Genomic DNA, 15,573 nt, shown 5'->3' with positions numbered 1-15,573 from the left:
TATGGCGATACAGATTCATCGAGGTAGTTTATTGCATTTTCCTCAGACGACTCTGTCGCCAGAGAACAATTACCAATATTTTAATGATGGGGTATTGGTGGTTGAAGATGGTCTAATCTCTCACATCGGCGAAGCCCAAGCTTTTTTCGCTGATGAGCATCATCAAACGCTGCTTCAACAAGGTAAAGTTACGATACATAGCGGTTTAATACTGCCCGGCTTTATTGATTCTCACGTGCACTTTCCACAAGTTGAAGTGATTGCGAGTTACGGAACGCAATTGCTTGATTGGCTCAATACCTACACGTTTCCAGCCGAGGCCCAGTTTGCTCAGCAAGAGTACGCCAATGTTCAAGCGCGTTATTTCATTGATCAGCTATTTGCTCATGGCACCACAACCGCTAGCGTTTATGCCACTGTCCATCCTCAGTCCGTCAACGCGTTTTTTCAGGCAGCAGAACAATCTAATGCACGCATGATTTGTGGAAAAATAATGATGGATCGCCACTGTCCTGATAACCTTCAAGACACGCCAGAGTCAGGCTACAGAGACAGCAAAACCCTGATTGAGCGCTGGCACAATCAAGGCCGTGCGTTATACGCCATCACACCACGATTTGCTCCGACAAGTTCACCGCAGCAACTGGCTTTGGCCGGGCAATTAGCGAATGAGCACCCTGATGCCTTTATTCAGACTCATATCAGTGAAAACCCAAATGAAATCGCTTGGGTTAAAGAGCTTTTTCCTCAATCTCGTGACTACCTAGCGGTTTATGAACAATACGATTTAGTTCGTGACCGAGCACTATTTGGTCATGGCATTCATCTCAATTCACGGGAATTCGACGCCCTATCCGCTCATGGCGCCGCGATTGCATTTTGCCCTTCATCCAACTTGTTTTTAGGCAGCGGTTTGTTCCCGTATCACCGCGCCAAAGACCGCCATATTCCCGTCTCTATCGCCAGCGATGTAGGCGGAGGAACAAGCCTCAGCTTATTTAAAAACCAAGCCGATGCTTACAAAGTTTTGCAGTTACAAGGCGAGAGCTTAAACCCGTTTGAATCTCTCTACCTCTGTACTCAAGGCGCGGCCGCGTCCATGGGGTTGCAAGACAAAATCGGTAACTTAAACCCGGGAAGCGAAGCAGACTTTATCGAAATAGATTTAACCGCCTTCCCGATTCTTCAGCAACGCATCTTGCGCTGCAATCAGCTTTCAGAACAACTGTTTGCCCTCATTACCCTAGGTGATGAGCGAGCAATTGAACGTACCTACGTTCACGGAAATTTAGTTTATCAAAAGGAAATGACGTTATGTGGCCACAACTCTACGAATGGTTTGCGCTCTTTATCAAATGGTTCCATGTAATCTGTGGCGTGGCCTGGATTGGCGCAAGTTTTTACTTCGCATGGTTGGATAACAGCTTAGAAACACCACCGAAATGGAAACAAGACAAAGGGATTAAAGGCGACCTTTGGTCAGTCCATGGCGGCGGTTTTTATGAAATCGCCAAGTACAAAGTTGGCCCAGAGCAGATGCCAGAGAAACTGCATTGGTTCAAGTGGGAAGCTTATACCACATGGATTACAGGCTCGACCTTGATGATTTGGATGTACTACTTCAATGCCCAGGCCTATTTGATCGACCCGCGTGTGATGGATCTGAGTTCATTTCAAGCGGTTGCGATGGGTATTGGCGGAGTCTTGCTTGGGGTTGTGGTGTACGAAATTCTGATGCGTTCACCTCTGAGTAAGTCATCGCTTGCGTTTGTCTCTGCAATCATTGTGTTTGGGACTCTGTTTTTCTACGGATTTACCCATATTTTCAGCGGTCGCGGCGCCTTTATTCATATGGGCGCATTGATTGGCTCAATTATGGCCAATAATGTGTTCCATAAGATCATTCCTGGGCAACACAAAATGGTCAAACAAGTCGCGGCAGGCGAGCCTGTTGACCCAGCGCCGGGTCTGGAAGGTAAACGCCGGTCGATTCACAACAACTACTTCACTTTGCCGGTTATCTTTTTGATGATCAGTAATCACTACCCGATGATTTATCAGCATAGTGTGAGCTGGTTAGTCGGCATGCTAATTATGCTGATTAGTGCGTATATTCGTCACTACTTCAACCTCAAGCATTCTGGTCAACAAAAGCCGGATGTACTGGTCTATGGCGCGACTGCAATGTTTTTGCTCGCCATCGTGATCAGCTGGCAAGCAACCGAAAAAATGCCAACCGCCATCACGGTTGAGAAAGCCCCTGTAGAAACCGATGCGAGCCAATTATCTATGGACCACCCAAAAGAGCTGGCTTTGCATATCATCAATAAACGTTGTTCAACCTGCCATAGCGCGAACCCAACTGACGATATCTTTAAAGCCGCACCGAGTGGTGTTCAATTTGACACTTGGCAAGATATCGAGCGTTGGAAATCACACATCATTACGCGAGCAGTTGACAACGGTGACATGCCGTTTATGAATAAAACTGAGATGACCGACCAAGAGCGTCAAGAATTAAAACAAGCGCTCAGCCAAATTCAATAATACGAATTCTGATGTGATAATTAAAAGCCACCTAATCGGTGGTTTTTCTTTTTTAAGCGAACCTAATCATTATCCCGGTGGAAAATTGTCATTATTCAACTTTAAGAAAAATGGACATTTCAATCATTATAAAAGTTATAGAACTACAATTTAACCATAAAACTCGCGCTGCGGTTTAGTGGATCTTTAATATAAAAGATAATATTACTTGGTTAACTTAAACCTAACCGAGCAGAGATTTAAATAATAAAAATATCATGCCATTTGATTTTTCAAATCCGCTACTCTCTATCTAAATACATGATAAAAGGTAATAAATATGACGAGAATAGTAGGAACAACGAATACCGATGGAACCGGTAGTGCCGCGAATTTGAATGTCAATAATGGTCAAGAGATAAGCTCAAGTAATTCCGCGCCCTATGTAAGCTATGAAGAAGATAATTACTTCTATAGTTCACTCTCTATCGAAAATACAACAGAGTGGAATGCAGATGGTCTCAAAGAAATCTCGATAACCGATTTAAATGGCGTTGAAGAGACGACAATTAATAACTTTGTCGATGTATATATTACGGCTCATACTGACTTAACCAGTTCCGACGAGGGAGAATGGAGTTCTCTGTTTTCTGATATCAGTATTTCTAATGCGAAACGCGGCTATATTGATACAACGTCTGCTGACGATAGTACCAGTTATGATGACTATATTACGATTTCTCCCATCAGCAACGGCAGTTCTTGGAGCAATCTGTTTGAGATACAAACGGGTTCAGGACAAGACCAAGTTCAATTTGAATCCACAGATGGTTCGACACAGTATACCGAGTTTGATGTCGATCTTGGTGATGATTCAGATTTATTCGATTACGGGCTAGAAGCGGCAGCAAGTCAAAGTCAAACCCGTCATGTCGATGGTGGCAATGGTGATGATTTCCTCTACCTGAGCAGCGATGCTGTGGATTTGGATTTTGAAAACTTTGAAGTCGTGTTCGGTCAAGATGATCGGTCGCTCACTCTGGATCAAGACATTCTCGCCAAGAATGACGGTTTACTGATCGATAAAGTCTCGATAGACATTGCCGATGATTACGATACGGTCTCTGTCACAGCACTGAGCGACGACCAGATTAGCTATATTGACCAGCTGTCTGATAGCAATCCATGGACTTACCTTTCCTCTGATGAGTATTACGCCGTCACCGTCACGTATGACGCTGAAGAATACACCATACTCACGAATGACATTGATAGTGATTGGTTGGTCAGTGCATAAACCTCTGATGATAGCAACTCACTGCAAGCTGGAAGATAAGTTCCTTTGGGGAGGTATCCAAAACACTGTTGGTGATGAGTTTTATTAGTTGGTAACGTGCCATTAAGTCTTCGATAGCTCTATCGTTAGTCTGTTGGTGATGGCGCGTCAATTCGCAATACCGTCCCAAATAATAATATCACCCTTTTCAGTTATAATACTTTCAGAGGTTGAGTCTATAACCTACCTACTCAAATACAACGTCCCTGATAACGCTCTATAAAACGTAAGTCTGTTTTAAAAAGCGTCACATCAAGAAAATTTGAACATGACTAGCGAATAAGCCGCTGACGATATCACGGTGTGAGCTCACTATTAGATAGGTAAGTAGAGCCCTTTCTTTGGTGTATCCAGCACCACATTGGTGGTGACACGCCTAATCTGTGGGTAGCGTGCCATTAAGTCTTCAATATATCTGTCGTAGTCTGTCGGTGATGGCGCGTTAATCACTAACATCAGATCAAAATGCCCGGTCACATAAAACACCTGCTGAATCCAAGGTTGGTCACTCGCCCATTGCTTGAATTGACCGATCACTGCGTAGTTATCTCGCTCAATTTCGATCTCCGCAAGAAAACTCACACCGTGCGATGACACGTTACCATCAATAATCGCCACTTCTGCGGCAATGATCCCCTCTTCACGTAGGCGTTTGATTCGTCTTTGTACCGCCGATGCAGATAAACCAACTTGCCCCGCAATCTCTTCGCTAGCAACACGGCAGTTAAGCTGCAGAATATGCAGTATTTTTTTATCAAAATTATCGAGCGTTGATGACATGTTCTTCCCGTGCGGCTTTTCTGCAAACGATGGTGAAAAATGCGGTAAATCAGCATATTTAGCCACAGAATAGCCTAATTCCTTTGTGCAATAAAACCGATAATTAATACTCGGCTGTTATTTTCTCAACACAAAAAAATTGATTAATTATGCACAACAATGATCCTAAACCCAACGCCTCCCACGAGCTAAGCTTACAAACTCAGGCGCTGCATAGCGCGTTTCAAGCCGACCCACAAACCTGTGCGATTGCGCCAAATATTGCGATGTCGGTCAATCATACCTTTAGCCCCGAGGGTGGTGCTTTTTCGGCCCAAGGGCTCGATGACATCAGTGACGGACCATTTCTTTATGCTGGTTGGACAAACCCTACCGTTCGTCAATTAGAACAGCGATTAGCCGTGCTTGAACAAGCGGAAGATGCACTATCAACGGCAACAGGTATGGCCGCGATTTCAGCCACGTTTTTGTCATTGCTTGAAGCCGGTGATCATTTGATCATCAGTGATGTCTGCTACGCAGGCGTATTTGAATTTGCCACTCAAGTGCTCCCACGTTATGGAATCGAAGTCTCTGTTGTCGACACTAGATGCACCACATTGGTTCGAGGTGCACTAAAAGAGAACACAAAACTGGTGCATATTGAGACGCCGAGTAACCCGTTATTAAGGCTTACTGATATCAAAGCGTTATCGTTATTACTCAAGCAGAACAATATTCTGCTTAGTGTCGATTCGACGTTTTCTACTCCGGTTATTACCCAACCGTTAACTCTAGGGGCGGATTTGGTCATTCATTCACTCACCAAATTCATCAATGGTCATGGTGATGTACTCGGAGGCTGTATCCTAGGTTCCAAGCCTGTCATTAAACGGCTTCGAGCCATTGGTGGCGTGTACCTTGGCGCTAGCTTATCCGCCCATAGCGCATGGCTTATTATGCGGGGGATGGAAACCTTGTATGCAAGAATGAAAACGCTCAGTGACTCGGCGTTAACCATCGCCAACTGGCTCGAATCACATCCTCGAGTGTGTAAAGTCCTCTACCCCGGTCTTGAGTCCCATCAACAATTTTCACTTGCTCAGCAACAAATGGCACTTTTTGGCGGCATAATTGCATTCCAAGTTGATGACATCGATTCCATAGAGCCGCGTTTTGCTCATGAGTCGGCAATGTTTTATTACGCGTTTTCGATTGGTCATCAACGCAGTTTAGCGGTGGTGATGAGAACGGATGATTTAGATGCATCAACGTACAGATTTACTCCAGAACAACGCACACAGTTTTGTCGTGATGCTGGGGCCGGCGTGGTTCGACTGTCCATTGGATTAGAATCCGCAGATGATTTGATTCGTGACCTAAGACACCTGCTCAGATAATAATTGCATATTTATCCCTTCGAAACAGCTATAAATTCAATTTTTTGTTGAAATATTGCCATAAAGTGTCGCATTATCTGCACGCTTCTGATGTAACCTCGGTTGCTACGCAACCATTACACAGCGCAATCTATGTCATTGGAAGAACACAACAAAAAACAATATCTATATAAGGGATAATATGAAAACTTTGATCAAATCGACCGCTACCGGTCTTGTATTGGCTTGGTCTTTATTGGGTACCACTCAAGCCATGGCAGAATCTGCCCTTGAGAATGTACTAAACACAGGTGAACTAAAAGTTTGTTTTGACGCAGGCTACATGCCGTTTGAAATGAAAACCAAAGATGGCCGTTTCATTGGTTTTGACATCGATGTGGGTAAACAAATGGCGCGCTCAATGGGCGTAAAATTTACTCCGGTAAACACCGCTTGGGACGGCATCATCCCTGCTTTGCAAACCGGCAAATGTGACATCATTATGGGTGGCATGACAGTAACAGCAGAGCGCAACTTAAAAGTGAACTTTGCTGACCCGTATATCGTGATTGGTCAATCTGCGCTGATTGCACCTAAGCTTGCAGACTCGATTAAGAGCTACCGCGATCTTAACGATCCAAAATACACCATCGCGACCAAGCTAGGCACCACAGGGGCTGAAGCTGCTAAAAAATACATCCCTAAAGCGAAAATTGATCTTTACGACACAGAGATTGACGCTGCGCTACAAGTTTCTAGCGGTAAAGCGGATGCCTTTGTTTATGACTTCCCTTACAACGCGATTTACGCCGCTCAAAATCAAGACAAAGTTAATCATCTTGCAGAACCGTTTACCTATGAACCTCTGGGTTGGGCCATTCGTCAAGACGATCCTAACTTCTTGAACTTCCTAAATAACTACTTACGTCAGATCAAGGGTGACGGCACTTACGATCGTATTTACAATAAGTGGTTCAAAACTGACAGCTGGCTAAAAGACGTTCAATAATTACGTCAGCTCAAGTCAAATCAACTGGGCTGCTTCGGTGGCCCAGTCCATGTATAAACATAAAGAGAATCTGAGTGATGCAGTCTAAATCCTCAAATTGGTCGGGACACTTACTTTACGTCCTGATTATGGTCATGTTGGTGGGCGCCGTTTATTTTGCCGGGCGCAGCATCAACTACAACTGGCATTGGGACCGTTTATGGCCCTACGTCGTCAACACCGAAGCGCAAGACATTCGTGCGAGCGGTGACGGTACGGCGCAAGTTAGTGACGGCCAATTAGTCATAGAGTTCGATAATGGCGCTGAGCCGCAAGTCATCAGCAAATTCACTACGCTAACCGTTCGCGATGGTGACTTAATTTTTCAAGGCGACACCGTCGCACAACTTAACGATTGGCAGTTTGGCCCTATCGCACATGGTTTATGGGTAACGATTGAAATATCGTTTATCTCCTTGCTGTTTGCCGTCGGCTTAGGACTGATTTTTGGCTTAATGCGTATTGCCAAAAACCAAACGCTTCGCAACCTCGCTTTAACCTATGTTGAATTGATTCGCGGGACACCGTTACTGGTCCAGATTTTTATCGTCTACTTCTTTATCGGTACCGTTCTCGACTTTGACCGCTTTACCGCGGGTGTGGTGGCACTTTCCGTTTTTACGGGCGCTTATGTTGCAGAAATTGTTCGAGCTGGGATTCAATCTATTCCGCCAGGGCAAATGGAAGCCGCGCGCTCACTGGGCATGACCTACCCAAAAGCAATGTGTTACGTTATTTTGCCACAAGCTCTCAAACGTACGCTTCCCCCATTGGCTGGGCAATTTATCAACCTCATTAAAGACTCCTCCTTGGTGTCGGTGATTTCAATTACCGACTTAACTAAAGCCGGCCGTGAAGTCGTCAGTGGTAGCTTTGCCCCGTTTGAAGTGTGGTTTACCGTTGCCGCGCTGTATTTAGTGGTAACGGGTACGCTGTCTTGGGCTATTCAACGTTTAGAGAAGAGGTTATCTGCCAGTGACTAATCAATACAATGGCGTTGATATGGTTTACGCCGACAACGTCGACAAATACTACCCCAACGGATGTCACGCATTAAAGTCTGTATCGACCTCCGTCAAACGCGGTGAAGTTGTGGTCATCATCGGCCCTTCAGGTTCGGGTAAGTCAACCTTTTTGCGTACCTTAAACCAGCTTGAAGAAATTTCTTCTGGCACCATCATCGTTGATGGTTTTGACATGTATGCAAAAACCACCGATATCAACGTGCTGCGCCAAAACGTCGGGATGGTGTTCCAGAGTTTTAACTTGTTCCCGCACAAAACGGCACTTGGCAACGTGATGCTCGCGCCGCTGAAGGTATCAAAACGTTCTAAGTCCGAGGTCGAAGAAGATGCGAAACGTTTGATCAAACGTGTTGGTCTTGAAGAGCGCATGAACAACTACCCGTCACACTTATCGGGTGGTCAACAGCAACGTGTCGCTATCGCACGCGCGCTGGCGATGAAACCTGACCTCATGCTGTTCGATGAACCCACTTCAGCACTAGACCCAGAAATGGTTGGTGAAGTTTTGGACGTCATTAAATCGCTAGCCAAAGAAGGCATGACCATGGTCATCGTTACTCATGAAATGGGCTTTGCCCGTGAAGTGGCTGACCGAGTCCTGTTTATGGAAGAAGGCGAACTGCTGGTTGATGGTAGCCCGGAAGAAGTGTTCGAAACCTTGGAACACCCACGCCTGCGCCAGTTCTTGGCTAAAGTGTTATAAGCGAATTTCGCGAACGAAACGAGCCCTTGTGGCTCGTTTTTTATATCGCAAAACGAATTACCACAAGCTCCCTACGTAAAGTTTGGTAAACCTGAGAACGGTTTTCACTCAAAACCACTCTATACATGCGCTGAATTAACAGCATGTTTTAGAAGGAAATACCATGAAAACGTTCAAATCTTGGATCGCGCTGTCGGTCATCCTCTTATCGAACACGGCTCTTGCCCAAGACCGACCAAGCCCACCGGATAATCCTGGTGGTCAACCGCCAAGTTTTAGCAAAATGGACACAAATGGCGATAGCGTCGTTACATGTGATGAAGCCGATGGCCCAATCCGCGATCATTTCACAGAAATTGACACCAACGGCGATGGGAAAATAACCGAGCAAGAGTTTACCAATCACACGCCGCCTGGCCCGCCACCCAGTGCGCAATAACTTTGCGTTCGCCAAAAAAAAGCCCTGAACACTCAGGGCTTTTCACCTAACTAGGTATTAATTTGCAAAAGATTGAATCATATCCGTAAAGCAATCTAGCGCAACCGCGACGTCGCTTTCCATCACGCTTTCAGCCGGATGGTGGCTAATCCCTCGGTCACAACGAACAAACAACATACCGATATCAGCAACATTGGCCATCACCATCGCGTCATGCCCTGCGCCACTGGGTAAAAAGCACGGTGTTTGCTGAGTGTGCTTTTCGACCACCGATGCCCAGCGTTGCTGCAAAGCATCATCACAAGGCACCGCTTGCGCTTGATAAAGCTGACGGTGAGAGAAGCTCAAGTTGCGCTGCGCAGCAATATTGGCCAGTTTCGCCAATAGCTCGTCACAACACTGCTCAAGTTGCACCTGAGAAAGGCTACGAATATCGAGCGTAAAGCGAACTTCACCAGGAATAACGTTGACCGCGCCGGGCAGTACATCACACTTACCAATCGTCGCAACGATATTATGAGACAACGCGTATGCTTCAATTTCACTAGCCATTTGTGCCATGCCGCAAAAGGCATCTTGGCGCAGGCTAATCGGCACCGTACCAGCATGTCCTGCCATGCCTTTTACCGTCATTTCGTAACGTTTTGCACCAGCAATACCCGTTACAACCCCCACAGGTAACTCTTTTGCTTCGAGCACAGGGCCTTGCTCAATGTGCACTTCAAGATACGCCAAAATATCGCTGGCCACACGTGCATCATGCCCAGCGAGCGTTGGAGCTAAGCCAAAGTCATGCATTGCTTTGCCCATCGAGATACCTTGCGCATCTTCAACCTCCAGCCAGCTAGGCTGAAAACACCCTGCGACACTGCTTGAACCGATCAGCGTGGTGTTAAATCGAGTACCCTCTTCATCAGCAAACGCAACCACATCAACGTGGTAGGGCAATTCTACATCTTTAAGCAAAGCCAGCGCTTCAAGCCCTAAAATGACCCCAAGGTTGCCATCGTATTTACCCGCGTTCGCCACAGTATCGCTGTGAGAACCTAAAAGCAGTGTCGGCATCGTTGGATTACTCGAGACTTTGCGCCCCCACTGGTTACCCACACTGTCTTGCCACGTTTCGAGCCCGGCTTGCATCATCCACTGCGCTAATTGATCGTGCGCATTGCGATGCTCAGGGGTCAAGTAAGCCCGTGTTAAATGCTCAGGGCTTTCACTGTAAGTCGCGAGAATGTCAGCGCGCGACATCACGCGCGCTGCACCACTTTCCATGTTCGTCATAGGCACTCCTTGCAAGCCTTAAAGGTAAAATTCCATTGCGGCTGCAACCGCTTGCCCTGGTTGGATTGCGGCTTTATGTTTCACTAAGATAGACTCCAGTGCCGCCAACGTGGTTAATACGCACTCTTGACGAGCGTTATATCCCATGGTGCCAATACGCCAAATCTTGCCGTGTAATGGGCCAAACGATGTACCGATTTCAATCCCAAAGCAGGTCAATAATTCACGTCGAATCGCATCTCCGTCAACGTTAGCAGGAATATAGACACCAACAACATTGTTCATTTTGTAGGTTTGATTGCCAAACAGCTCAAGTCCCATCGCGCGAAGGCCAGTTGCTAGGGCACCACCGGCCTGTTTATGGCGGGCAATGACTTCGTCCGGGCCTTCTTCAAGGAACAGACGCGCACATTCACGCGCGGCATATAACATGCTGGTGGCTTCAGTGTGATGGTTTAGGCGTTCCGGGCCCCAGTAATCCATGATCATTGCCAAATCGAAATAATTTGACTGAATCATCGCATCTTCACCTTGCTCATGGTGATCCGCTCGAATGCCGGCTTCAACGTGTTTACGACGATTGATTACCTCAGCGCAGCGGTCGCTTAATGTGATAGGCGCAGAGCCAGAAGGGCCGCCAAGACATTTTTGTAAACCTGCCGAAACCGCGTCTAAATGCCACTCATCAACTTTTAGATCGTTGCCCGCAATGGAGGCGGTTGCGTCACAGTAAAACAACACACCATGACGCTCACAGATTTCACCCATTTCTTTAAGTGGCTGATTCATCGTGGTTGACGTATCACCTTGAACGGTCGCCAACAGTTTTGGTTGATACTGCTTGATCGCTTTTTCAACTTGCTCTGGGCTACACACTTCGCCCCATTCGATATCGATGGTTTTCACTTCAGCACCAACACGCTGAGCGATTTCACACAATAAGTGACCAAATCGGCCAATCACTGGAATAAGGACTTTATCACCAGGTTGAAGTACAGAGACCAATACCGCTTCAATCCCAGAACGCGCGGTGCCATCCACCAGCATGGTTTGTTTGTTTTCCGTTTGAAACACACCGCGATAGAGCGCTTGAACCTGATTCATATACCCTGTCATAACCGGATCATATTGGCCAATCAAGGATTGAGAGATCGCTTGATGAACGCGAGGGTAAGCATTGATTGGGCCCGGACCCATTAACATACGTTGAGGTGGGTTTAAGGTTTCAAAAAGCGAAGTTTTGTCTGTCATGTCATTCTCCAAGTAAAAAGGTTCCATCGCTACGAGGATCGTTGGTGGCACATGCTTGTCCTTGAGCATCGAGCACAATTGCGCCGGCATGTCCCATTAATTCGTTATTATCATCAACAAACGTGACGTCATGGCCTCGCTCAATAAGCGCCTGTCCCATTTGTTGGTAAAGTGATTTTTCCAAGCGTAAGTTGTTGGTTTCATCGCCCCAAGTTCGGCCAAGTAACCAGCGCGGTAACGCCACTGCATCTTTTAAGCTTTTCTCTTGATAAAAGAAACGGCTAAACAAGCACGCTTGTGTTTGCGGTTGTCCTTCCCCGCCCATGGTGCCGTAACTGATACGACGACCATCTTTTAGCTCCGCGTAGGCAGGGTTTAAGGTGTGAAACGGTTTTTTATTCGGCGCCAATACATTGTGATGAGAGGCGTCAAGCGAAAAGCTTTTCGCGCGTACGTTCCACAGCACACCGCTGGTAGGCAACACGACACCCGAACCAAATTCCCAATATATGCTCTGAATGAAGCTCACCATGGTACCGTCGCTGTCTGTCGCGCCCATCCAAATCGTGTCGCCCGGCTTGGCCACATGAGGCCATGGCTGGGCTTGCGTCAATGAAATACGCTCCGCACAGGCATCAAGAATCTCATCACCGAGCCAAGCTTGTAGCGGCTTTTCAAGGCATGTTTCATCACACACCACTTGGTCACGAATGATAAAAGCTTGCTTAGTTGCTTCAACAAGCAAATGGACATGATCCAGATCGTTTGTCGCTTGCTTTGCGACGCGATCATAAATTGCCAAAATCAGCAGAGACGCCACGCCTTGTGTCGGCGCGCCAAAGTTAAACAAAGTTCCCTTTGAGGTTTCAACACGTAATGGCGCCATCACCTTAGCTTGGTGCTGATGAAAGTCATCTAAGCGAATCGGGCTGCCAAGCTGATTCAGTTCATCAGCCATCGACTTGGCCAGTTCACCGCGATAAAAATCGTCCAACCCATTTTCCGCCAAGGCTTCGAATGTTTGAGCAAGTGCGGGATTAGTTAATACGTCCCCAACTTGTAAAGTGCGGTCATTGGGTAAAAATAAATGTTTAAATCCTTCTAGCCCACCGAGGCGCTCAAAGGTTTTTTCGCTGGCGTTCACTAGGCTTTGCGTCACCTCAATCCCATTGCGCGCAGCATCAATGGCTGGTTGCAACAAAGTTTGAAGCGGCATGCCACTCGCATTGAGCTCTAACGCTTTGTCCCACCCGGAAATGGTTCCTGCCATCGTAATCGCGGCTTCGCCTCCCGCTTCGGGAAGTTCATCACTGAGTAAGCGATAATTGTCAACGTTAACCCCGCTCGCTGCCGCACCACAGGCATCGATAGTAATTGGCGCTTCACCTGGTTTAGCAATAATCCAAAAGCCATCGCCCCCAATACTGTTCATATGGGGATATTGCACCGCAATCATTGCGGCCGCCGCCACCATCGCTTCACTGGCAGTGCCGCCAGCATCAAGAATGTTTTGCCCAGCTTGCGCGGCTTTATGATGTGAGGCAGTAAAGGCAGTTTGGTATTTCATTGGCCGTCTCCTAGTGCTTTTTCTGCTTGATACAACGCCATCGCCGTGGCAATTAAATCCCCCTCGCAATGGGCGCCGCCAAGCAGCGACACACCGCAAGGCCCTTCTTCAAGCTGATTCATGGGTAAATGCAACTGTGGCAGGCCAGTTAACCCTGCTACGCTGGTCATGCCCATTAAATGACTGCGATAAGTCGCAAGCGCTTGTGCGTCCATGGTTAAACTTGGTGGGCCTGATGGCGTGGTTGGCAACACCCAGACACCATCTAACTGCTCAAGCATGGCATCAATCTGTTGTTTAAACGCATGTTGGTCCGCTTTGGCTTGTTGGTATTGCTCTGCGGTCAAGGTTCTAGACCATGCGACACGCTGCGCGATCGCTGGATCTAAGCTGTCACCATAATGCGCTAGCCACTCACCATGCTGTTGAATGATTTCAAAACCTTGGATAGTCCGAAATAGTTCGCTGAGCGCGGTTAAATCCCACCCCGCCTGTGCGATAACATCACCAGTGATTAATTCAACATCTACGCGCTCGCACCACGCTTTTAGTCGTGTGAGACGCGCTTCTCCTATCAAGGGAGCAAATGCGTTATCAAGATACAGCGTCGACTGGATCGCCCCCGGCTGCGGTTTGCTCGCCAACGTTTCCAATACTTGATTTAGCATCGTCAGTGAGCGTGCAAAGATACCCGCAGTATCAAAGCTTCCCGCCAGTTCAAAGCAGTGACTTAAATCGAGCTTACCCAGTGTTGGGCGCAGGCCAAACAGCCCACAGTAGCTGGCTGGAACGCGAACCGAGCCGCCGGTGTCAGTGCCGATCGAAAAGTCGGCATCACCTGTTGCCACGGCGACGGCGCTGCCACTGGATGAGCCGCCAGGAATGCAACCTGGCGCCTTGGGATTTTCCGGCGTACCGTAATGAATATTTTGACCATTAAGACTGTAAGCGAGTTCATCGGTTTGCACTCGTCCTACACAAGTCGCCCCTTCGCCAAGCAGCGCCACAATCAGCGGTGAGGTTTTCTCCGCAGGTTGATGCGTCGTCAGCCAAGTTGGGTTCCCTGCTCCGGTTCTATAACCGCTGACATCAAATAAATCTTTAAATACAAATTTAGTATTGGACAGCGTACCGTGGCTGGTTGGCGCAATCGTATCTGGGCCTTGAGCGCAATAGACGCGAGCATCCTTACTCATAATATGTTCCTTTCTTCCAAGAGGTTAAGCTTATTTAGTCGCTACAGCCGCTTGGGTCTGTTCACTTTTTTGTGCGTATCGGTTAGCCAGTACCGCACAGTAGAAAATCTGAATCGGGTGATAAAGCATGATCGGCAGCAATAACATCCCAAGAGTTGGGTCAGCCCCAAAGATCACTTTTGCCATTGGCACCCCAGCAGCTAAGGTTTTTTTGGTGCCACAAAAAACGGCCGCCACTTCATCGGGCAAGTCAAACTTGGCACGGCGTGCACTCCACTGAATAAAGTGCACCATAACCACCAACACCACGACACAAATAGCAATAGAGGTAGCAAGAAGGCCAACCGAGAACTCACTCCAGATACCGTTTGCCACCGAGTCACAAAACGCGTTGTAGACGATCATGAGAATGACGTATTTATCAATCTTATTGGTAATCGCTTTATGCTTCTCGACCCAGTTGATGAGGTATGGACGTAATACTTGGCCAACAATCATTGGAATAAGCAGCAATTTGGCAATAGAAATGACTGACGCCATCAAATCCAATTCAGCGCCCTCAAAGCCCATAAATAGTTGAATCAGTAACGGAGTAATAAATACGCCAAGTACGCTGGAGAGCGACGCGTTAAAAATTGCGCCCGGCACGTTACCTTTACCAACGCTGGTCATGGCAACAGAAGAAGAGATGGTGCTTGGTAGCGCAAACAAATAACAGAAGCCAAACGCTAACGCCGCTGGCATATACGCCATAAACGCACCATTGAAAACGACCCAGAGTAGCGGGTACAGCGCGTAAGTGGCTAACTGAATAAAAATGTGGAGACGCCAATTACTTAGCCCTGCTTTAATGGCTTGTGGAGACAACCCCAAACCATGCAGGAAAAACACAATAGCCACACCGATACCAGTGAGTTGTTCGAGGTGAATCACCCCACCCGAGCGACCGATATCTGGGGTCACGGTTGCAAGGCCGATGGCAACCACCATCCCGACCAAAAACCACTCTTTTTTTATTTTCGCTAATACACTCATGTTATTTATAACTTTATTGTTAGGT

Annotated in this window: 14 protein-coding genes; 8 read left to right on the top strand and 6 right to left on the bottom strand. The window is 47.2% G+C overall.

Annotated features, from left to right (window positions below; translation table 11 throughout):
• Position 1: 1 nt before the first annotated feature.
• The 3 genes from guaD to M1D72_RS02925 all read left to right on the top strand — a co-directional run bounded on the left by guaD (position 2) and on the right by M1D72_RS02925 (position 3,823).
• On the top strand, positions 2-1,369 hold the full coding sequence (gene guaD, locus M1D72_RS02935; RefSeq protein WP_456295501.1) for a guanine deaminase: 1,368 nt from the start codon (positions 2-4) through the stop codon (positions 1,367-1,369).
• Positions 1,315-2,547 carry a urate hydroxylase PuuD gene (locus M1D72_RS02930; protein WP_456295500.1) on the top strand — a complete coding sequence of 411 codons (1,233 nt, stop codon included), beginning with the start codon at positions 1,315-1,317 and terminating at the stop codon, positions 2,545-2,547. Before guaD ends, M1D72_RS02930 begins: the two co-directional genes overlap by 55 nt.
• 319 nt (positions 2,548-2,866) lie before the next feature.
• Positions 2,867-3,823, top strand: a complete 957-nt coding sequence (locus tag M1D72_RS02925) for a hypothetical protein (RefSeq protein ID WP_456295499.1) — start codon at positions 2,867-2,869, stop codon at positions 3,821-3,823.
• Positions 3,824-4,177: 354 nt separating this feature from the next.
• On the opposite strand, the gene M1D72_RS02920 is transcribed toward M1D72_RS02925, so the two are convergent.
• Entirely contained in the window at positions 4,178-4,708 is a 531-nt protein-coding gene (locus tag M1D72_RS02920) for an Lrp/AsnC family transcriptional regulator (RefSeq protein WP_456295498.1), read from the bottom strand.
• An 83-nt stretch (positions 4,709-4,791) separates the two neighbouring features.
• On the opposite strand from M1D72_RS02920, the gene M1D72_RS02915 reads away from it, so the two are divergent.
• The 5 genes from M1D72_RS02915 to M1D72_RS02895 all read left to right on the top strand — a co-directional run bounded on the left by M1D72_RS02915 (position 4,792) and on the right by M1D72_RS02895 (position 9,215).
• Positions 4,792-6,021, top strand: a complete 1,230-nt coding sequence (locus M1D72_RS02915) for a trans-sulfuration enzyme family protein (protein ID WP_456295497.1) — start codon at positions 4,792-4,794, stop codon at positions 6,019-6,021.
• A 181-nt stretch (positions 6,022-6,202) separates the two neighbouring features.
• The gene (locus M1D72_RS02910) at positions 6,203-7,009 is read left to right on the top strand and encodes a transporter substrate-binding domain-containing protein (protein ID WP_390195702.1); all 807 of its coding nucleotides are present in this window, start codon (positions 6,203-6,205) and stop codon (positions 7,007-7,009) included.
• 77 nt (positions 7,010-7,086) lie between these two features.
• Complete coding sequence (locus M1D72_RS02905; protein WP_390195705.1) at positions 7,087-8,031, top strand: amino acid ABC transporter permease; 945 nt, start codon at positions 7,087-7,089, stop codon at positions 8,029-8,031.
• Positions 8,024-8,776 (top strand): amino acid ABC transporter ATP-binding protein, encoded by a 753-nt coding sequence (locus M1D72_RS02900; protein ID WP_446697916.1) that lies wholly within the window; start codon positions 8,024-8,026, stop codon positions 8,774-8,776. Before M1D72_RS02905 ends, M1D72_RS02900 begins: the two co-directional genes overlap by 8 nt.
• A 163-nt stretch (positions 8,777-8,939) precedes the next feature.
• Positions 8,940-9,215: an EF-hand domain-containing protein gene (locus M1D72_RS02895; RefSeq protein WP_456295496.1), complete on the top strand. Its 276-nt coding sequence runs from the start codon at positions 8,940-8,942 to the stop codon at positions 9,213-9,215.
• Positions 9,216-9,272: 57 nt separating this feature from the next.
• On the opposite strand, the gene M1D72_RS02890 is transcribed toward M1D72_RS02895, so the two are convergent.
• Genes M1D72_RS02890 through M1D72_RS02870 form a run of 5 tightly spaced genes read right to left on the bottom strand, consistent with a single transcriptional unit; the run spans position 9,273 to position 15,548 of the window.
• Positions 9,273-10,499 carry an allantoate amidohydrolase gene (locus tag M1D72_RS02890; RefSeq protein WP_456295495.1) on the bottom strand — a complete coding sequence of 409 codons (1,227 nt, stop codon included), beginning with the start codon at positions 10,497-10,499 and terminating at the stop codon, positions 9,273-9,275.
• An 18-nt stretch (positions 10,500-10,517) separates the two neighbouring features.
• Positions 10,518-11,750: a pyridoxal-phosphate-dependent aminotransferase family protein gene (locus tag M1D72_RS02885; RefSeq protein ID WP_456295494.1), complete on the bottom strand. Its 1,233-nt coding sequence runs from the start codon at positions 11,748-11,750 to the stop codon at positions 10,518-10,520.
• A 1-nt stretch (position 11,751) separates the two neighbouring features.
• Entirely contained in the window at positions 11,752-13,317 is a 1,566-nt protein-coding gene (locus M1D72_RS02880) for a gamma-glutamyltransferase family protein (RefSeq protein ID WP_456295493.1), read from the bottom strand.
• Positions 13,314-14,513 carry an amidase gene (locus M1D72_RS02875; RefSeq protein WP_456295492.1) on the bottom strand — a complete coding sequence of 400 codons (1,200 nt, stop codon included), beginning with the start codon at positions 14,511-14,513 and terminating at the stop codon, positions 13,314-13,316. The genes M1D72_RS02880 and M1D72_RS02875 overlap by 4 nt, the downstream gene beginning before the upstream one ends.
• Before the next feature lie 30 nt (positions 14,514-14,543).
• Positions 14,544-15,548 carry a bile acid:sodium symporter family protein gene (locus M1D72_RS02870; RefSeq protein WP_390195718.1) on the bottom strand — a complete coding sequence of 335 codons (1,005 nt, stop codon included), beginning with the start codon at positions 15,546-15,548 and terminating at the stop codon, positions 14,544-14,546.
• Between the last annotated feature and the right edge of the window lie 25 nt (positions 15,549-15,573).

The sequence above is a fragment of the Vibrio sp. AK197 genome (genome assembly GCF_053903115.1).
This window is presented reverse-complemented; position numbering and strand designations above follow the sequence as displayed.